General features: G+C 43.5%; 18 protein-coding genes. 8 read left to right on the forward strand and 10 right to left on the reverse strand.

What is annotated here, in order from left to right:
- Nucleotides 1–23: 23 nt before the first annotated feature.
- The 3 genes from AC1DWN_RS06100 to AC1DWN_RS06110 all read right to left on the reverse strand — a co-directional run bounded on the left by AC1DWN_RS06100 (nucleotide 24) and on the right by AC1DWN_RS06110 (nucleotide 3,219).
- A complete protein-coding gene (locus AC1DWN_RS06100; RefSeq protein WP_477558029.1) occupies nucleotides 24–1,988 on the reverse strand; it encodes an ABC transporter permease in 1,965 nt (654 codons plus the stop codon).
- Nucleotides 1,985–2,731 (reverse strand): ABC transporter ATP-binding protein, encoded by a 747-nt coding sequence (locus tag AC1DWN_RS06105; protein WP_477558030.1) that lies wholly within the window; start codon nucleotides 2,729–2,731, stop codon nucleotides 1,985–1,987. The genes AC1DWN_RS06100 and AC1DWN_RS06105 overlap by 4 nt, the downstream gene beginning before the upstream one ends.
- Nucleotides 2,732–2,925: 194 nt before the next feature.
- Entirely contained in the window at nucleotides 2,926–3,219 is a 294-nt protein-coding gene (locus AC1DWN_RS06110) for a hypothetical protein (RefSeq protein ID WP_477558031.1), read from the reverse strand.
- A gap of 104 nt (nucleotides 3,220–3,323) precedes the next feature.
- On the opposite strand from AC1DWN_RS06110, the gene pepT reads away from it, so the two are divergent.
- Nucleotides 3,324–4,556, forward strand: a complete 1,233-nt coding sequence (gene pepT / locus AC1DWN_RS06115) for a peptidase T (protein ID WP_477558032.1) — start codon at nucleotides 3,324–3,326, stop codon at nucleotides 4,554–4,556.
- A 68-nt stretch (nucleotides 4,557–4,624) separates the two neighbouring features.
- On the opposite strand, the gene AC1DWN_RS06120 is transcribed toward pepT, so the two are convergent.
- A complete protein-coding gene (locus AC1DWN_RS06120) occupies nucleotides 4,625–5,674 on the reverse strand; it encodes an NAD(P)/FAD-dependent oxidoreductase (protein ID WP_477558033.1) in 1,050 nt (349 codons plus the stop codon).
- Nucleotides 5,675–5,855: 181 nt separating this feature from the next.
- Here AC1DWN_RS06120 and AC1DWN_RS06125 point away from each other — a divergent pair, with 181 nt between their 5' ends.
- Genes AC1DWN_RS06125 through AC1DWN_RS06140 form a run of 4 tightly spaced genes read left to right on the forward strand, consistent with a single transcriptional unit; the run spans nucleotide 5,856 to nucleotide 9,626 of the window.
- Nucleotides 5,856–6,647 (forward strand): ABC transporter ATP-binding protein, encoded by a 792-nt coding sequence (locus AC1DWN_RS06125; protein ID WP_477558034.1) that lies wholly within the window; start codon nucleotides 5,856–5,858, stop codon nucleotides 6,645–6,647.
- A 5-nt stretch (nucleotides 6,648–6,652) separates the two neighbouring features.
- Entirely contained in the window at nucleotides 6,653–7,606 is a 954-nt protein-coding gene (locus AC1DWN_RS06130; RefSeq protein ID WP_477558035.1) for an iron-hydroxamate ABC transporter substrate-binding protein, read from the forward strand.
- Nucleotides 7,607–7,611: 5 nt separating this feature from the next.
- On the forward strand, nucleotides 7,612–8,622 hold the full coding sequence (locus tag AC1DWN_RS06135) for a FecCD family ABC transporter permease (RefSeq protein ID WP_477558046.1): 1,011 nt from the start codon (nucleotides 7,612–7,614) through the stop codon (nucleotides 8,620–8,622).
- Nucleotides 8,619–9,626 (forward strand): FecCD family ABC transporter permease, encoded by a 1,008-nt coding sequence (locus AC1DWN_RS06140; RefSeq protein WP_477558036.1) that lies wholly within the window; start codon nucleotides 8,619–8,621, stop codon nucleotides 9,624–9,626. The genes AC1DWN_RS06135 and AC1DWN_RS06140 overlap by 4 nt, the downstream gene beginning before the upstream one ends.
- 587 nt (nucleotides 9,627–10,213) lie before the next feature.
- Here AC1DWN_RS06140 and AC1DWN_RS06145 read toward each other — a convergent pair.
- On the reverse strand, nucleotides 10,214–11,071 hold the full coding sequence (locus AC1DWN_RS06145) for a class II fructose-bisphosphate aldolase (RefSeq protein WP_477558037.1): 858 nt from the start codon (nucleotides 11,069–11,071) through the stop codon (nucleotides 10,214–10,216).
- Between the two features lie 461 nt (nucleotides 11,072–11,532).
- On the opposite strand from AC1DWN_RS06145, the gene AC1DWN_RS06150 reads away from it, so the two are divergent.
- Nucleotides 11,533–12,261 carry a glycosyltransferase gene (locus AC1DWN_RS06150; protein WP_477558038.1) on the forward strand — a complete coding sequence of 243 codons (729 nt, stop codon included), beginning with the start codon at nucleotides 11,533–11,535 and terminating at the stop codon, nucleotides 12,259–12,261.
- A 278-nt stretch (nucleotides 12,262–12,539) separates the two neighbouring features.
- Here AC1DWN_RS06150 and sigJ read toward each other — a convergent pair whose 3' ends face one another.
- From sigJ to AC1DWN_RS06165, 3 genes are all read right to left on the reverse strand, one after another.
- Nucleotides 12,540–13,400 carry an RNA polymerase sigma factor SigJ gene (sigJ, locus tag AC1DWN_RS06155; RefSeq protein WP_477558039.1) on the reverse strand — a complete coding sequence of 287 codons (861 nt, stop codon included), beginning with the start codon at nucleotides 13,398–13,400 and terminating at the stop codon, nucleotides 12,540–12,542.
- A gap of 39 nt (nucleotides 13,401–13,439) precedes the next feature.
- A complete protein-coding gene (locus AC1DWN_RS06160; protein WP_477558040.1) occupies nucleotides 13,440–14,624 on the reverse strand; it encodes an NAD(P)/FAD-dependent oxidoreductase in 1,185 nt (394 codons plus the stop codon).
- A 442-nt stretch (nucleotides 14,625–15,066) separates the two neighbouring features.
- Nucleotides 15,067–15,783, reverse strand: coding sequence for a DUF2238 domain-containing protein (locus AC1DWN_RS06165; RefSeq protein WP_477558041.1), 717 nt, complete (start codon nucleotides 15,781–15,783; stop codon nucleotides 15,067–15,069).
- Between the two features lie 370 nt (nucleotides 15,784–16,153).
- Here AC1DWN_RS06165 and AC1DWN_RS06170 point away from each other — a divergent pair, with 370 nt between their 5' ends.
- Both AC1DWN_RS06170 and AC1DWN_RS06175 read left to right on the forward strand, forming a co-directional pair.
- Complete coding sequence (locus tag AC1DWN_RS06170; RefSeq protein WP_477558042.1) at nucleotides 16,154–16,930, forward strand: AIM24 family protein; 777 nt, start codon at nucleotides 16,154–16,156, stop codon at nucleotides 16,928–16,930.
- 70 nt (nucleotides 16,931–17,000) lie between these two features.
- On the forward strand, nucleotides 17,001–18,095 hold the full coding sequence (locus tag AC1DWN_RS06175) for a winged helix DNA-binding domain-containing protein (protein WP_477558043.1): 1,095 nt from the start codon (nucleotides 17,001–17,003) through the stop codon (nucleotides 18,093–18,095).
- 96 nt (nucleotides 18,096–18,191) lie between these two features.
- Here the strand turns inward: AC1DWN_RS06175 and AC1DWN_RS06180 are convergent, their stop codons facing one another.
- Nucleotides 18,192–19,613: an alanine/glycine:cation symporter family protein gene (locus AC1DWN_RS06180; protein WP_477558047.1), complete on the reverse strand. Its 1,422-nt coding sequence runs from the start codon at nucleotides 19,611–19,613 to the stop codon at nucleotides 18,192–18,194.
- Between the two features lie 459 nt (nucleotides 19,614–20,072).
- Entirely contained in the window at nucleotides 20,073–20,297 is a 225-nt protein-coding gene (locus AC1DWN_RS06185) for a hypothetical protein (protein WP_477558044.1), read from the reverse strand.
- Nucleotides 20,298–20,356 lie beyond the last annotated feature (59 nt).

Genomic DNA, 20,356 nt, shown 5'->3' on the forward strand with positions numbered 1-20,356 from the left:
ATTGCGTTTTTTGATGTGTGCCTCTAATTATTCTCACTCACGATTTTATAATAAATATTCGTAGAAGAGACGTAGAACAACAAGTAAATCAGAAAATAGACGCCCATAATGCCCCAAACCATACCCGTAAGCTCAGGGAAATCCTTCACGGAATCGAGAATGTAATACTTGATAATAAACCAGCTATGCAGCACTCCCAGCACGAGTGGCGGCAAAAAGACGAACAGTAGCTGCTTGCGGATCACGCTTTTCATTTGCTGGTTTTCGACGCCGATTTTTCGCAGAATCGTATACTGCAACCGTTCATCAGTCGCTTCGCGCAATTGCTTGAAGTAAATGACGCTGGCAAGCGCAAAAGTAGCGATCAACGCTAGAAAACCGCTGGCAAACAGCATCAGTGATGAGCTTTCGATTTGCTTGGAATACACGTCTGCGAACGAAGAATAATAGGCGCCTGGCGTCTGTGTAACGATCGCGTGCACTTGCTTTGATAGCTCCTCAGCATTTTTAGCGTCTTGGAGCCCATAGATTTCAAACATTTTTTTGTACGCGTGCCCCTGTATGCTCTGGTATGCCTCATCTGAAATCACAAGCACCGCAGGCTTAATGATCATGGATGTAACCGGATCCGATGCCCAACCGAGGTATGCATAGTCTTTTTTCTCGACTAGCTTAAATGTTGTTTCCGTATCCGTCTTGACAGTAAAGCTTGGCTGTTCCCCCGGTGCATACGGGATCGGGAAGTCTGATCCTTGCGAAAGGGTTACTGCTTCATTCCCTTGCAGTTCCACAGTTTGGTCATGCCCCCTCAACGCGATCAGCTCGTTGTATGCATGCTCAGACACGAGCAGAACGTCTGGCGTATAGTATTCGGGGTTTTCAAAGGCAACATTCATATCCGTTTCGGGGGTAGCAACTAAAACCTCATGTTTCATATGAAATCGAACCGTATGGTCAGAGCTCTTGATCAGATCATCGATTTCACCATTCGTCGCGCTATTTAGTGAATGAAATGCCATATCATTAGGCAAATTTCGCCCAACCGCCTCGAACTGTACCTTATAGTTTATCGTCACGAAGCACAGCAGCATCATAATCGCCGCACTGAACAACGAAATAAATGTTAAATTCAAGGTATTGCCCCGAATTTGGAAACGCAGTGAGGAGGTCCACAGCACTGTATTGCCTTCGTGATACTTTTTGCGACGGCTTATCTTTTGAAGCAGCCAACCTGCAAATTGACGAAAAAACAAATACGTACCCGCGATAATACCGATAGCGACGGCAATCATACTTGGAATCGCATACTCCTGCCAAAATATTGAGCCTTTGCCGCTGCTGATCAAAGCAAAGGCCATTCCAAGTAATAGCAGGGCAAAGATAGCCATAACGACGGAAGTTCGAACGGGCCTCTCCATCTTTTGCTTGGCATGGAACAATTCTGTAAGCTGCACCCGGTTCACCAACAAATAGCTTTGGACACTAATGATTACGGCCAACAAGAAGAACACACCAGCGGTAGCAGCAATCGCTTGAATGGGAAAATTCAGTGAGATGACTTGATCATACTGCATTAAATTCATAAGCAGCATGCCGAAGAGCTTAGAAAGCAATCCCCCCAGCAGTACCCCCGTAACCAGTGAAATCGCACCTATAAACAATGTTTCATAGAATACCATTCGCGTAATTTGTCTTTCGTTCAAGCCATACAACAAATACATGCCGAACTCTTTTTTACGTTGTCTCATGAAGAAGGAATTGGCGTAAAGAATAAAGAAAATGATAAACAAAAACACGACAATCGAAGCGATGGCCACGCCGGCCTGAAAATTATCGCGATTTTGCAGCGCGTCCATAATATCTTCGTTATACATAAGAGATGAGAACGTAAATTGAATGATGACACCCGTAATCATGGAGAACAAATAAATAGAATAGAGACGAAAATTACGCTTTACATTCCGAATCGTTAAATCGAGAAGGCTCATCGCAGCTTGCCCCCCATCAAGCTTTGGGTTTCTAGGATTCGATCGTAGAATGCCTTTTGGATTTGATCACCGGCGTAGATTTCGTTCACAATCCCCCCATCGCGCAGGAAAATAACCCTTTTGCAATAGCTCGCTGCATAGATATCATGAGTAACCATCATAATTGTCGTTCTGAATGCTTCGTTCAAACCGACCAACTGCTCCAATAATTGTGTCGCAGATCGTGAATCAAGCGCTCCCGTAGGCTCATCTGCAAATACGATCGCCGGCTTCGTAATGATTGCCCGTGCCGATGCCGCCCGCTGTTTTTGTCCACCTGATATTTCATTCGGGTATTTATGAAGGATTCCCTCAATATTTAACGCCTGTAGAATGGGTAGCAGCCGCGCTTCCATGTCCTCGGCCTTGAATTTACGCAGCGAGAGCGGCAATAAAATGTTCTCTTTCACCGTGAGTGTATCCAGCAGGTTATAATCTTGAAAAATAAAACCCATACGCTCCTGTCGAAATTGCCGCAGCGACTTTTTTTTCATATCAAGCAGCGACTTGCCCTCCAGCCATACCTCCCCACCGGAAAATTGGTCAATCGTGGACAAAACATTCATCAGCGTGGATTTCCCTGAGCCCGAAGGCCCCATAATCGCCGTAAGTTCCCCCGACTCAATCGTTAAATCAATATTTTTTAGTACTGCAGTGGTGCCATAGTTTTTGGATAGATTTTTAGTTTGAATGATGGTTTGCATCGTGTACTCCCTCCCTTTCCTGTTATTTACTATAGACAGGTTTCGGAATTGCAACCATAGAAGTAGCATGAACCAAAGTGACGTTTTTGTCACTAACAGGGTCAAAAAAGCAATAAGCCTAGTCCTTATGGCTACACTCTTCGCTTTATGTTCGTACATGTATTTACTTGAACATCACGTAGTCTACGTTTTACTTAATTCTTAGCTGCTGCAGAGTCCGGACGGTATGTAGTGATATCCTTCTCAAAATAATCGATGAACTCCTTGAGCAGATGGGATTGCTGCTTGTCCCCCAATAACCAGCCGAACTCCACTGGTTGCTGCATAAAATTCTCGAGTTCTAACGGCACGATATCACCGCTTTGAACTAGTGGCTGATCAAAAAAGGAGTAATCATGACCTATTATAACTGCCAATCCCTCCATAAGAGCTAGACAGATCGCGTATCCATTAACGGAAATCAGCTTTTCAGCTAATTCATTCTGCATTGTGTGAGCAACAAGACGGCATCATTTGGGATGCCGTCTCTTTTGTATTATACTTTGATATATAAATGTTATATAAATAATTTGTATTGGAGCTGAAAATAGCTATGAAAACTGAGATCATGAATAGATTCATCTCATACGCACAAGTGGATACACAATCTGATGAAAGCAGCGATTCTTGCCCTTCAACACCAGGACAGCTGGTACTAGCCCGTAAGCTCATTGATGAGCTTAAAGCCATTGGTATGCAGGACATTACGATGGATGCGAACGGTTATGTAATGGCAACTCTTCCAGCTAATACAGATAAAGAGATTCCGACAATCGGCTTCCTCGCCCATCTGGATACGGCTACCGATTTTACAGGCACTAACGTTAAGCCTCAAATTATCGATAACTATGACGGACAAGACATTGTCTTAAATAAGGCGCTCAACATTGTCCTTTCACCTAATGATTTTCCGGAGCTAGCCGGCTACAAAGGTCACACGCTAATTACGACAGACGGCACCACCTTACTTGGCGCTGACGACAAAGCCGGTATTGCCGAGATCATGACTGCCATGGCTTATCTGATTAATCATCCAGAGCTGAAGCACGGCAAAGTAAGAGTAGCATTTACACCTGATGAGGAAATCGGCAGAGGCCCGCATAAGTTCGATGTAGCAGCCTTCGATGCGGTATATGCTTATACGATGGACGGAGGTCCTCTTGGCGAGCTTCAGTATGAGAGCTTTAACGCGGCATCTGCCGTTATTACTTGTATAGGAAAGAACGTTCACCCCGGCACTGCCAAAGGCAAAATGGTCAACGCCGCCAAAATCGCTATGGAGCTGCATGGCAGACTGCCAGCTGATGAATCACCTGAGAACACGGAAGGCCATGAAGGTTTCTATCACCTGTCCTCTATTCAAGGAGATGTCGAGCAAACACAGCTCCGTTATTTGATCCGTGACCACGATAGTAATCGGTTTAATGAAAGAAAGCTTGAGCTGGCTCRCATCGTAGAGGAGTTACGGGAAAAATACGGAGATAAGCGTATTACGCTAGAAATCAAAGACCAATACTTTAACATGAAGGAAAAGATTGAGCCAGTCATGGAAGTAGTTGATATCGCTAGACAAGCGTTAGAAAATCTCGGGATCGCGCCAATTATTCAACCTATTCGCGGCGGTACGGATGGCTCCCAGCTGTCCTACATGGGACTGCCAACGCCGAATATATTTACAGGCGGAGAAAATTATCATGGTCGCTTCGAGTATGTTTCAGCTGACAATATGGTGCAGGCTGTAAACACCATTATCGAAATCGTTAAGCTCTATGAGCAAAGAAACTAAAAAACAAGCCGCCTATAGATTGCTTGTATGAACAAAACAGGCTGCCGCATGAAGCGGCAGCCTAACAGCTATTTCATCATCCGCTTTACAATTTCCTTGTTACGCTCTTTAAACACTTCATTATGCGAAGAAACCATCGCATTTTTTCCAGCGTCCGGCTGAACGAATTGTTTGGCCATGTTCACCGCGTTCGCCGCATCTTGGAAAGCACCGGCGATTAATTGCAGCTTCCCATCATGCATTAAAATATCACCGACAGCATATAAACCAGGAACTGAGGACTCGCTATTCGTATTCCCTGCAACATAATAATCGTCCACCATAGCAATATCGAGATCACTATTGGCAAGCAGCGCTGAATCTCGCTCATAGCCATGATTAATGATAACCTCATCAATTGACAGGTATGTAACTTCATTGGTATCCAGATTGATCAATTTGACACGCTCGATCCGTTCATGGTCTTCCCCAGCTATTAGCTTCGTAATCTTTGTATTGAAGTAACAAGAAACCGAGCTGCTCATCAGCTGAGCCGCCTGTGCCTCATGGCCGGTTAAAGCATCTTTACGGTAGGTAAGGTACACTTTCTTAGCAATTGGCTCCAGCTCATTTGCCCAATCAATAGCTGAATTTCCACCTCCAGAGATGATGACGATCTTATCCTTGAATTGCTTGAGCGAGTTAACCGTATAGTTTAAATTAGTGACCTCAAACCTTTCCGCTCCTTCAATCTCCAGCTTATGCGGCTTTAACACTCCACTTCCAACAGCTATAATCACCGTCTTTGACCAATGGGTAGCGCCCGAAGCGGCGTGAAGCTCGAAGTATCCCTCCTCATTACGCGTAATGGATTCAACTTTCTCATTAAGAACGACTTCCGGATGGAAAGTTAAGCCTTGCTCCACTAGCTGCTCAATGAGCTTTGCACCCGGAGTAGGAGTAAGTCCACCAACGTCCCATATCATTTTCTCCGGATAGACATGAATCTTCCCTCCAAGCCGCGGCTGATATTCAATCAGCTTCGTTTTCATTTCCCGAAGACCGCTATAAAACGTTGCGTACAGCCCCGCGGGACCTCCGCCAATTACCGTTACTTCAAACAATTCATCTATGTTCATTTCACTCTCTCCCCGTATAAGGCAATACTGATTATCATTATCAATAAAATATACACCTTTCTCATTTCTTTTACAATCACTTGTTGACAACTAGAATAAAAACTATTATCGTAATTACAGATTCGATAATGAAAATCATTATCAATAATTGGAAGTTTCCAGACTGAATGGAGGAACGCAAATGGTTCGCCTTTATACCGCCGACTTAAACATAGGCTACGGTGAACATTATATTGTGAAAGATCTCAGCGTCCAAATTCCCGACAAACAAATAACGACCATTATAGGTTCCAACGGTTGTGGAAAATCGACTTTGCTGAAAGCTATTACTCGTATTATTCCGCATCAATCGGGAGCAGTCATCCTCGACGGCCAAAATATAGCCAAAGAAGATACGAAGCAGCTTGCGAGAAAAATGGCGATATTGCCGCAAACCCCAGAGAGCGCTAGCGGACTGACCGTTGGCGAGCTCGTTTCCTATGGTCGTTTTCCATACCAAAAAGGTTTTGGGCGCCTAACCCCAAAAGACTATGAGGTCATCGACTGGGCGCTTGAAGTGACGGGAACAAAGGATTTTAAGTATCGACCTGTAGACTCTTTATCTGGAGGTCAGTGCCAACGTGTATGGATCGCCATGGCACTTGCACAAGAGACGGAGATCATCTTTCTCGATGAGCCGACCACCTATCTGGATTTGGCGCATCAACTCGAGGTATTAGAGCTTTTGCAGAAGCTAAACGCCGAGCAGGAACGCACAATTGTCATGGTGCTTCATGATTTAAACCAGGCTGCCCGGTTTGCCGACTATATCATTGCTCTAAAAAACGGTGAAATTGTAAAAGCAGGCAGCTGCGAAGAGGTTATTAATCACGAGGTACTAAAAGAAGTGTTCCATATCGACGCTGAAATAGGACGTGATCCGCGAACAAATAAGCCGATGTGTGTTACTTACAATTTAATTAAAGGAGCATAATTGATATGAGAAAGCTTTATATCCCTATCTTGGCCGTATTAATCCTCTTGTTAAGCGCGTGCGGCAATTCATCTAACCAACCAGCGGGCAACCAAGCCCCTAATGAAACAAGTAAACCAGACACAACTGCCCCATCTGATAAAACGGGTACAATCACTTACCAGTCCGAAAGCGGCCCAGTCGAAGTGCCAGCTGATCCTAAACGCGTTATCGTGCTATCGTCATATGCTGGCAACGTCATGTCGCTAGGAGTTAATCTGGTCGGTGTAGATTCGTGGTCTAAGATGAACCCACGTTTCGAAAACACATTAAAAGACGTTCAAGAAGTTTCGGATGAAAGCCTAGAAAAAATTATCGAACTCGATCCCGATTTGATCATCGGCCTATCAACGATCAAGAATGTCGATAAGCTCAAAGAAATTGCACCAACTGTTACTTACACTTACGGAAAAGTGGATTACTTAACCCAGCACCTTGAAATCGGCAAGCTCTTGAATAAAGAAAAAGAAGCGACAGCCTGGGTCGATGACTTTAAGCAGCGCGCACAAAAGGCCGGTACAGACATTAAAGCCAAGATCGGTGAAAATGCCACGGTTTCCGTTATCGAAAACTTCGATAAGCAGATCTACGTGTTCGGCGATAATTGGGGCCGCGGCACCGAAATTCTCTATCAGGAAATGAAACTAAAAATGCCGGATAAAGTCAAAGAAATGGCACTCAAAGACGGCTACTATGCCTTGTCACTGGAAGTGCTTCCGGAGTACGCCGGTGACTACGTCATTTTCAGCAAAAATAATGAGACCGACAACTCGTTCCAACAAACGGATACTTATAAAAACATTCCAGCAGTGAAAAATAATCGTATGTTTGAAGCCAATGCAAAAGAGTTTTACTTTAACGACCCGATCACTCTGGACTATCAACTGGAATTCTTTATGAAGCACTTTCTAGGAAACTAAAGATGATGACGAAAGAAAATCAACACTCTTTCCCATTCGGCTATAAATTAATGGCGGGAATCGTATGTTTTATTGCGATGTTTATCGCAGCCATGGTATTTGGCGCAGCGGATGCAACCATTAAGGATGTATGGCTTGCGCTCACCTCTCATGCTCCTAGCGATAAAGCTTTGCTTATACGTGAAATTCGCCTGCCGCGTGAGATTGCAGCCATATTTGTTGGTGCAGCGCTAGCGGTATCCGGTGCCATTATGCAGGGAATGACGCGTAATCCACTTGCTGATCCAGGTCTGCTCGGGTTAACGGCCGGTGCCAATGCGGTGCTAGCTGTAACCATGGCGTTTCTTCCTTCGGTCAATTATTTTGGCATTATGATTGCCTGTTTTATTGGTGCTGCGGTCGGTTCCGTCTTAGTATTCGGTATTGGAGCTGTAAAAAAGGGCGGATTCTCTCCCCTGCGCATCGTGCTTGCCGGAGCAGCTGTCTCGGCATTCTTATATGCCATAGCGGAAGGAATCGGTCTTGCTTTTAAAATTTCCAAAGACGTTTCCATGTGGACAGCGGGTGGAATTATCGGTACATCCTGGGGACAGCTTCAGGTCATTGTCCCTTTTATAGTCATCGGAATCGTCATCGCAATTATACTATCCAGACAGCTAACCATTCTTAGCCTAAGTGACGAAGTCGCCGTAGGCCTAGGTCAGAAAACAACACGTATTAAGGCATTGCTGTTCGTCGTTACCATCCTTCTAGCTGGATCTTCCGTTGCACTTGTTGGGAATTTAACCTTTATTGGTCTCATGATCCCACATATCGTAAGGGCTATCGTAGGAAACGATTACCGTTATGCCATTCCGATGTCAGCGATTGCTGGAGGAACCTTCATGCTGCTCGCCGATACGCTTGGCCRCACAATTAATGCGCCATATGAGACACCAATAGCTGCCATTGTGGCTATGATGGGCTTGCCCTTCTTTCTGTTCATCGTGCATAAAGGAGGCAAAGAGTTCTCATGATACATCCGGCTTTAATCAAAAAACAGAGACTGATCGTTGCCACCTTATTCATTCTTATTCTGATTACCATTATGATTGGCATGAGATTGGGGTATTCCAAGCTCCCCTTTAACCGACTGCTTCCTACGCTGCTCGGTGAGGGGACCTTCAAAGAGGAATTCGTTTTATTTTCCGTTCGTTTGCCGCGCATCATAATTACACTTATGGCAGGGATGGCGCTCTCGTTATCGGGCGCTATTTTGCAAGGGATTACCCGTAACGACTTGGCTGACCCAGGAATCATCGGCATTAATTCGGGGGCAGGCGTAGCCATTGCCGTATTCTTTTTGTTTTTCCCCATCGATACGGGTTCATTTGTCTATATGCTGCCACTAGTCGCTTTTATAGGGGCCCTTCTCACCGCTTGCCTCATCTATGCGTTCTCGTTCAATCGACGCACGGGTCTTCAGCCTGTCAAGCTGGTGCTGACCGGTGTTGGGTTTTCTATGGCACTATCCGGGGTTATGATTGTGCTTATTTCTTCAGCCGATCGTTCAAAGGTAGATTTCATTGCTAAATGGCTGGCTGGTAATATTTGGGGAGCGGATTGGCCCTTTATTTGGGCGATAGCACCTTGGCTCGTCATACTCATTCCATTTTCTCTTTATAAGGCCAATCGTCTGAATCTTCTTTCATTAAATGAGCCTGTAGCAATTGGCGTCGGCGTTTCCATTAATAAAGAACGTCTGATTCTACTCTTAACAGCTGTCGCGCTTGCCGCTGCTGCCGTTTCTGTTGCCGGGGGTATTGCCTTTATCGGCCTAATGGCTCCGCATATTGCTAAGGCGCTGGTGGGGCCCCGCAATCAGCTCTTCATTCCCGTTGCTATTCTCATTGGCGGATGGCTGTTGCTGCTAGCCGATACAATTGGTAGAGTAGTCATCGAGCCGGACGGCATTCCAGCTGGCATCATGGTTGCCCTAATTGGAGGCCCTTATTTTATGTATTTATTGTTAAAAAAATAATCTAAATCCTCATCAAAAAAACTCCAGACCATAYGGTACTGGAGTTTTTGTTTTCCTTAATTTATGAAAACTGATACTATTTTCAAAGGAAGAATCCTTTGAAGTCATCGCCTTTCACCATGCCCTTAATGATATTATTCAGACCATAATCGCGGGTAGAGAAGGCATTGACACGATAAATAACAACTGGTGGACAATCGAACCCCAGATGCTTCAAGCCGTTATGACGTACCATAATACTGGAAAATTAAAAGACGCCGCTTATAACTCTTTTATCGGCATCATTGAAACATGCAATCGCTTGTTAAAGAAAGGCGGTTATATGATATTTGATAATTGTACCTATGCAGGTTATGAAAGTATGGGATATTCGTCGGAATTCCACAGCTCTTACATTAACTTAGCCAGAGAGTGGATCAAAGAAGCCCAGCTGGGTTTAGAGGAAGTTGAGATGCCGTCGTATGACAGTAAGTGGTGGATGGTACTCAGAAAAGTCTAGGACCAATTGAACTGATGAGCAATCACAAAAAAAATGGTTGGACCGGATGCGCTAGGCACTCGATCCAACCATTTTTACTTTATGTTTCTTACGCTTTATTTGAAGAACCAAACTCACGCATTTTACCCGCAACTGTTTGCTTGATAGCATCGCGGCCTGGAGCCAAGAATTTACGTGGATCGAATACTTCTGTGTCAGAAGTAAGGATTTCACGAGCAATTTTTGTAAATACGATTTGGTTTTCTGTATTTACATTAATTTTTGCAGTTCCTAGTGAGATTGATCTTTTAATTTGATCAGTAGGGATTCCTGTACCGCCATGCAATACCAATGGCAATTTAATTGTTTGGCAAATTTCTTCCATTTCTTTGAAGCCTAGGTTTGGTTCGCCTTTGTAAGGACCGTGAACGGAACCCAAAGCTGGAGCAAGACAGTCAATTCCTGTAGCATCAACTAGCGCTTTGCACTCTTTAGGATCTGCATAGATAACGCCATCAGCGATAACATCATCCTCTTGTCCGCCAACAGTTCCCAATTCAGCTTCAACTGAAACGCCGCGCTCATGTGCGTATGCAACTACTTGTTGCGTAGTTTTCACGTTTTCTTCAAATGGTGAATGAGAAGCATCAATCATAACAGAACTGAATCCTGCATCGATAGCTTCTTTACATTTCTCAAAGCTTGAACCATGGTCCAAATGGATAGCAACAGGAACCGTGATTTTCATTTCTTCCATAAGAGCATTTACCATTGCAGTAACAACTTTAAAGCCACCCATATAACGAGCCGCGCCTTCAGAAACACCAAGAATTACTGGTGATTTTTCTGCTTCAGCTGCGCCTAGAATAGCTTGTGTCCACTCCAGGTTATTGATGTTAAATTGTCCGACAGCGTAGCCTTCTTTTAACCCTTTGTTCAACATTTCTTTCATCGAAACTAATGTCATGTCAAAGTCTCCTTCAAGATAATTAATATTTAATTACTTTACCTAGATCTTTCAATCATACCCAATTCTTCTGCAGTTTAAAAATTGCGTTTAAAACTACAGTTTTATTGGTACGAACGGAATGGGTTTTTACTCGTTCACGTTCTTCTTATAAGTCTATATGTTATCACAATTTTAAGTGGAAGACTACCTAAGGGGGCTCCGTCATACTGAATTGATCTGCTTCTCAAGGGAATCGATAATAATCTCTCATTTTTGGAAAATGAATAGTTACCCTTGTGTATTCCCCTTTTTGTGATTGAATAGAAATATCATGTCCTATCCTCATCCTTAATTCCAATGCCTGTATCCTGAATTCGTAAGCGAAAATAGCATTTTTTTGAAATGAAGGGTCATCGGCCAGAACCCCTTATTCTTAATCCTCATACCTTAATGAGAAGAAAAGAGAGGGGGTGTAACCTTTGACTAAAACCATCCGTGAAAGTCATGGGGTTTCTATTGTTACGAGCACAAACCGCCCCGAATTTTTTATGAACATTTTGAACAATTATTATAATCAAAGCTATCCAAATAAAGAATTAATTATTGTTATAAATAAGGATAGTATGAATTTGAATAAATATCGCAAAAAAGCACTTGCCTATTCGAATGTGTCCGTTTATAAGGTGCCTGAGAAAAAATCTTTAGGCCAAAGCTTAAATTATGGAGTCTCCAAAACCAAACTCCCTCTCATTGCCAAATTTGATGATGATGATTATTACTCGCCCTATTATTTGTTGGAGCAGGTAAAAGCGCTCATTCGCACACGAAGCGACATTGTCGGCAAACATGCCTGTCTCGTCTACCTGGCTGCAAGCAAGAAGCTTATCATCCGGTCACCGAAGGAGAAAAACAAACCCATAACGTTCGTACAGGGTGGAACGATATTATTCCGTAGACATATACGAAGAAAAGTACGCTTTGCCGATCGTTCTGTAGGAGAAGATGTAAGGTTTATGAAGGACTGCAGAAAGAAGGGCTATAAAGCATACGCAACTTCTCCGTTTAACTACGTTTATATCCGCAGAAAAAATAAAAAAAGCCACACATGGAGGGCAAATGATAATTTCTACTTGGCGGGAAGTCTACCCCTAGCGGTAACGAAGCATTACCGTACCATCGCTACTAAAAAAGGTGTAGTTATGGAGTAGGAAGCAGCTCGACAATAGATGAGTTCATTGCCTAACATTAAAAGGCTCGTAACAGCCCTTAACCGTGCTGTCCGAGCCTTATTTGACGTCCTATGGATAATAGCAGGAGTGATTAAAGTATCGCAACTGCCTGCCTTAGCAGCGATGACAATTGATCGGAATCGACCGTTTGTAAAACAAAGAAGGACGTTCACCTTTGGCTGCCAATATGGTCCATTAGGTAAGCGTCCTTCTTTTTACTTCACTTCGAAAAAATGTGTTGCTAATAGCTCTATTCATTACAATAAATTTCTCAGTTTGTCTGGGTTTCTAACTAAGTAAACGTTTCGAATCGAATTCCCTTCAACATGTATGAGTCCAACCGTGTTAATGCCATTGCTTGAATGGATAACCAGCCCTGTTTGACCATTTATATTTGTTATTTCTAATTTTACGCCTTCTTCATAAAAAGGAGCTTTATGAATAAGACCGAGAAGGAACCGGGCAACAGAATTACGCGATTCTATCGGATGGACAGCGGCGATTGCTTTACCCCCTCCATCAGACACCAGTACCACATCATTGGCGAGCATGGATACAACTGTATCTACATTACCCTGCTCAAGAGCAGTAAGAAATCGGTGTACCCATTCTTCATTTGCCGCTTCCGGATAAATCGGTTCCTCAGGATTTATACCCATCTTTCCTCTTGCACGGCTCATCAGCTTTCGGCAATTTGCTTCACTTTTGCCAACAAGTTCGGCAATATCAGGATAATCAAATGCGAGCGCCTCACGAAGGACAAACACTGCCCGCTCCGCAGCAGACAGCTTTTCAAGCAACACGAGCATAGCGTAAGACAACAGTTCCTCACGAACAACCGATTCAAACGATTCATCATTCGGAGTAAGAATAGGCTCAGGAAGCCATTCTCCGAAATACTGCTCCCTGCGCTTTCGCGCGGATTTATGCAAATCCCGACAGCGATTAGTTACCATTTTGCACAGATAAGCCTTCGGCTCAACCAATCGCTCCAGATCTACGTCATATACTTTCAGGAATACGTCCTGCAACACATCCTCCGCATCGGAAGTCGAACCGGTCAGTTGGTAAGCAAGCGTAAACAACAACCTTTTATACTGCTCATATAGCTCTTGCATCTTACCACTCCCATCCTTATCCTCTAACCCTTACTTACATTATTTTAGCAAGCTTGCTGAATCCCACGTGAATTTCCTCATTCGCCAACCCAGCTTACCTGTTAAAATAATATCGATTCCCCATTGACGTGTCCATGCCATTCCCTGTTCAGGACCTAGGCCGAAGCAAAAGAAGTCCATAAACCCCTTATGCGCGGGAGCCGGACTCCCTGCAATATCCGCCGCCAAAATATTTCCTAACCTAACTGCTTGAGCAGTTGCTTCTTTGCACGTCTTCCCGTCTATCTGACCGCTATTCGGGTCTACGATTTTCGCGCAATCACCTATACTATATATACCCTGAGAGCCCAGAACCCGATAGCTTGCATCAACAATCACATATCCTTCTGGAGTAACCGGCATTCCAATGCTTCGGAGCATTGGATTCGGCAACAACCCCAACGACCAAATACATAAGCCAACTGACATCGTTTCACCACTAGATAAGGTTAATACCCCCTCCTGCTCATGTAATACTCTGCTCTCATGTATAACAGAAACTCCGCTAGTATTAAGCAAACGTTCAAGCTTGAGACCAACCTTAGCTGGGCCTTCCTGAAAGAGCCTCTTATTTGTGTTAAACAGATTGATTATGACAGCTTCCGGGTCTAGCCCCAGTTGCTTCGCATCTTCACGAACATAATGAGCCAGTTCGGCAGACGTCTCGATCCCGCTTATGCCTGCTCCCGCAATTGCAATTGTCATTAGTCTGCGACGTTCATTCCTATCAGTTTCCTTAATCGCTTTTTTCATATTGGATTGCCATATTTCTCGAATTTTAATGGCGGAATCCAAGCTTGTTAATGCCACTCCTCCTTGTTCAAGTCCAGGTTGTCGTACGATGCTACCTGCTGCCATAATTACAAAATCATATGACATTAACGTCTCATTTCCATCAGCATCATTATAAAGCACCCTTTTTTCCTCTGATTCAATCTTTGTTACGACAGCTTGAACAAATTCAACACCCTCGGGAAATAAACTTGTTAGAGGAACTATAATATCTGTATTTTCAGCTGCCGGCTTAAAAAGCAGCACTTTGCGAGTGTGATAAGGATTTTTATCGATTAAAATAAGTCGCAGCGTTTGTTTATTTGCTTCAGCTTTGAACATTTTTCGAATCGCTTTAACTGCATGAATGCCAGCATATCCCCCGCCAATAACGATACATGTCAATTCTTTCATTGCGACCACTCCTTATTTTGTTTGAACATAAAACGAATGAAGCGGTCGGTTTGTGACAAAGAATTTGTTCATAAAAACTTGCACCTAACGTTACGTGAGTGCTCTGAAGACAGTTAATCGAACGTTGGCTGCTTTGGCTGATGAGAAGGATGTGGATAGCTCGGGTACTCCTATGCTTGATTCATAGTATTCAAACCAAGCAGGAGCAACAGGATTGGCTGGAGCAGTATATATCGGAGGATACAGTTAGTTTAGTGAACTTACTGCTTTAATAGAAGACGATTTAACAAAATTGCAAGGACATGACCCTCTTACTGAGGAGCTGCAGCGGAGGGAAAGCCTCAAAAAGTAGCTTGATCGCCTGTGTCAACAAGCTTCTCCATTGGGTCTTTGCCCTGCTTAAGCGAAAAGAAACTTTCGTCGATTTGGCCTAGCTACAGCTCTACATGAAAAACCTTCTAGTTCGAAAATGGAAGGTTTTTTGGCATGCACAGTTATTAGTATAGCAACAACTTTCGCCACTTTTCTTAGAGGAATCTTGACAAGTATTAAAAGGTTTAGTCTCTTCTACCGAATTAGGTGCTCTACGCGCTTTATAGAATAGATATAAGACTGCACCGACTGCGCCTACTGTTCCGCAGATGATATCAAGCATCGTGTCCGTTAAACTGCCATTTTGCGAAACAAGCCCGAATAGATGGTCGACCGTAAACTCATAAATTTCCCATACTCCAGCCATTGCAACAGAGAAGTAGAAGGAGAACCAGATGATGATATTGGAAGGCAGGCTGCTTAGTCCATTAGACTTAGCCATCTTGTTCAAAATGAATTGTCCTACGAAGAATATAATAAATCCAGACATCAGATGTTCAATCTTATCTAACTTAGGGATGACAGCATACATATTAAATAAGTTGGCGAGCATCATCGTGATCACGATAAAGATCAGTACCGAGAATCGCAGTGCGGGAGGCAGTTCACTCTTGGTCCAAGTGATTAAGCCCCTGAAGAGCAGCAGGACGGTAATGATGAGACCAGCTTGAAAACATTTGCCGTAAGCTCCGGTCACGCCAAAATAAATAATCGATAATCCGCATATGACGTACAGAACAATTTCAAAAACATGATTAAACCTATGATTTCTAACAGTGTCTTGCATAGCAGTTCCTTTCTTCTGACTGAGCTTGTGTTATTAAATCTTATCCTAGGCTTATGAGATCGGTCAAACCTAACGACTATACATCTTGTATATTGTTAGAAAGCTGATCAATATATATCCATATTAACATAAACCAGTTCAGAACCATCCGTAACTACGATGTAATAAAAAAGCAGGCGAAAAGAATTCGCCTACTACACTCCATCCTCACTCTTCTTTTTTTTACACATGAAACCTCCCCCCATAATTAAATGTGCAGAGATTTCTCTTCATAAAAATCAAGGATATCAACCTTTTTTGTCGAATTGCTTGCATGGGAGAAATATTTTACAGCTTTACAATAACTACTACCACAGGGGAGTGTATCATTATGGCTTTCACGATAAGCAATCTGAAAGATAACGACAATGTAGTCATTAAGGAACAACTTGGCGGATTTACGGTAATTGAGTATAAAGAGGATTTAAGCAGTACTACATTCTCGGAGGCACAATCCAACTTCTTCATGAGCAAGAGCAACATGCGCAATAAGCAGCTTATGATCGAGTTAAAAAACAGTGAGGTTATGCTGAGTGCAGGGGCCATGCAGTATATGATTGGTAATATTGAAATGACAACAGGTGTTAAAGGTGTTGGAGGGCTGATGAGAAACCTGGTATCCAGTGCGGTGACTGGGACCAGTGCAATCAAACCCCACTACAAAGGTACCGGTACGATTTTGCTGGAAACCACCTATAAATATCTGTGGTTAATTGATGTCGATAACGACCATATTGTATTAGACGATGGCATGTTCTTAGCTTGCGAGACTACGCTAGAGATTGCAGTTACTGCTCGTAAGAGCCTTTCCTCTGCCGCACTCGGTGGAGAAGGTCTTTTTAACCTAAGCGCTAAAGGAAAAGGCATTCTAGCATTGGAAGCACCCATTCCTGTTGAAGAAGCTGTCGTAGTCGACTTACAGAATGATGTGTTGAAGGTGGATGGAAACTTTGCATTAATGTGGTCAAATTCACTAGACTTCACCGTCGAGAAATCTGGTAAAACTCGAATGGGCTCTGCTGCCTCAGGTGAGGGACTGGTCAATGTGTATCGGGGAACAGGCATGGTATGGCTAGCACCGCTCATGCAGCACAAAGGTGATTACTAGAAGAAAACCCCTCTCATATAGCTAGATCCTAGGATCCGTAAAGTCCATCATCTTGATTAGGAGGCGGTCCATGATGGAACAAAGTATTCCCTTGCAACGAATGTTCAATCTGCACATAGCTGGTGGGAAGTTTGACAAATCTGAACAGGTTGTCCAACATCTCGGCGCTTTGCAGGCACAGGACTATCATCAAGCTCTGTGGGCAATCGGAGTGCGCATGCAATCCGCTACAGCAGCGGATATCGAGCAAAACATCGCAGACCGTAAGATCATGCTGACTTGGCCGATGCGCGGTACGATCCATTTCGTATTGCCGACAGATGTAAGATGGATGCTTAAGCTTCTGGCTCCGCGAGTTCTAGCACAAGGTAATCGAAGACTTGAACAATTGGAACTTGACCAGAAGATCATCGAACGCTGTAAGCAGATCATCTATGACGCTTTGCAGGGGAACAACCGGATAACCCGGCCCAATCTCATGCAATTGCTGGAGGAAGATGGGATCAGCACAAAAAACCAACGAGGTTATCATCTTCTTTGGTATATGGCACAGTCCGGTTTTATCTGTCTAGGACCGAGGGAAGACAAGCAGCAAACCTTTGTTTTACTCGATGAGTGGGTGCCTTCCACCAAAGAATTATCCAGAAGTGAAGCACTCGCTTTGCTCGCAGAACGCTATTTTACTAGCCACGGGCCTGCAACCGTTCAAGATTTTTCCTGGTGGACTGGGATCACTCTCTCCGATGCAAGACAGGGAGTGGATGCTGTTCAATCTCGGCTAGTAGTGGAAAAAATACATGGGCAGGAATACTGGAGGGCCGAGCATCCACACGTTGGGACTATGGAGGAAGAAACGAATGTCTATCTGCTTCCAGGATACGATGAATATCTGCTTGGCTATAAAGATCGAAGCGCAGTATTAAGTGCGGAATATGCCCACCATATTGTCCCCGGTAATAACGGCGTATTTCTACCGACCATCGTCATCGACAGTCAAATCGTCGGGACATGGAAACGAACGATTAAGAAAAAAGGGATCGACATCGAATTCAACCTATTTGCTCCACTGAAAGAAAGGGAAGAGCATATCATCGAGGCCGCCAAGAGATATTGCGGATTTATGGAGCTGCCTTTAGCTGCGACAACCTTTCAAGTGGTGGAATAGTACATATCCAAGAAAGAACTTTCTTCGTAACTAGCCTTCTAAGGAGGGTGACTATAGCGTTTCATTAGTCACCCTTATTCATAACCCCATTACCTATTAATATCTATCATCTCCGCGTACACCGATTGGAGAATGGCTGGGCACTGCGTTCTCCCAGCATTCGACCTCATCCAGCCCTTTAATGCTATCCTTATAAAAAACAGGGTCTATCCCTGCCCGTTTCTGCCGCTTGTAATCCGACAATGCTGCAAAAGCTACTTTGGATAAAAGTAGGATCGCAAACAGGTTGACTATCACCATTAAACCCATAAATAAATCAGCCATATCCCAGACCAATTGAACCTTTGCTACAGAACCGAACACAATCATTGCCAGAACACTGAATCTGTAGAACATTAATACGGATTTCTTGGTGTTCAAAAATTCTATATTGGTTTCCCCGTAATAATAATTTCCTATTAACGTACTGAATGCAAACAAGAAGACCATGACGGCCAATGAGCCCGATGCCCATGAACCGATATGCTCACTTAATGCAGCTTGCGTTAGCTCGATTCCATCCAGACCCGGCCGCTTATACGCATCTGATAACAAGATAATGAAAGCGGTGCTTGAACAAATAACTAACGTATCGACAAGTACGCCAAGTGCTTGCATGAGCCCTTGTTTAACGGGATGACTTGTCGTTGCAGTTGCTGCAGCATTAGGCGAACTACCCATACCCGCTTCATTCGAGAACAAACCACGTTTCACACCTTGCAGAATCATTGCACCAAATGCACCGCCCGCCACTTGTTCCAACCCGAGTGCACTCTTCACAATAAGCGCCAAAACCTCCGGCATTTTTGCGATATTGATTAGTACAATGAAGAACGCAGCCCCAATATAAATGACAGCCATAATAACGACAATATATTCGGACATTCTAGCGATACGCTTGATACCGCCAAATATAATACTCGCAAATGCGGCAGCCATTATAAGCCCTAGGATGATCCGATTGGTACCGAATGAATTTTCAAAAGCAACAGTAATCGTATTGGACTGAACCGCGTTAAATACAAGGCCGAAAGACAAAGTAATCAGTACGGCGAATAAAGCCCCCATCCAACGCTTATTCAAACCTTGTTCCATATAGTAAGCAGGACCGCCACGAAATCCAGTCTTATCCTTCACTTTATATACCTGCGCTAAAGTACTCTCAATAAAGCTGGATGCGGAACCAATAATCGCAATTACCCACATCCAGAAGACAGCCCCTGGTCCACCTAATGCAATTGCAATCGCGATACCTGTTATATTTCCTGTCCCGACCCTTGCTGCCATACTGATACAGAAGGCTTGAAACGATGAGATGCTGTCTTTAGACTTTACATTCGACCCTTTAAGTACAACAAACATTTCCTTAAACATTCCAAATTGTACAAACTTCGATGCTATGGTGAAATACAGACCGCAAGCAAGAAGCAGGGCAATTAATATTTTCGACCAAAGAAAATCATTGATTACGGTAATCATACTTCCCACTATTTGTTGCAAGTAAATCCACCTCTCCTGCTGTTCTGCTAATACCTAGATGCAAAACATTCTCTGACATAATATCTTCAAATACTCCAGACTTTATTTAAAAAAGCCAATAAAAAAACAGCACAGTCCCAAAACCTGTGCTTAATTACATGAAACCCTATGCAGACGGCGCAAGGTATCCTTTACCTACATACTATTTCAACACATGGAAAGGGATGGATTGCGATTAGAATGGATTTTGTACATTCAAACAGCATTTATTCCATGTTTTAATGTGTTTGAATGGAAAAGATACAATCAAATTGGCAGTTAGAAGCTCTTTATCTGCGAATCAGGCGATTAGCCTGTATGAAATACAGTCAAAGATAAATACAACGTATTTGAGGTGGAGTTGATTGTATAAAATACAGTCAACTCTGACAACAGAAGAGTGGAGTACAGTGGAGCTGACTATTGATACTGTTTTAAATTACTCTCCAGCAACTCCTTAACTATTACCTGCAAATGACGGGGAGCAATAACCTTAACCTCAGGACCAAACGAAAGCATCTTACGCGCTGTAAATGGGAACTCTTCCGGAGGGACCTCCCCGCGCCATTCATTGTGCTGAACGGACTTAAATAGAGCATCAGATTGTGCGAGTCTTGCTCCAAAATCAGTAAATTGCAGCACCACTTCTACTGTTTCTCTGCTATCCTACGAATTCAACCTCTCTTTTAGGGTCGGTATAGAAT

It is taken from the genome of Paenibacillus sp. P4_A7 (assembly GCF_056402455.1).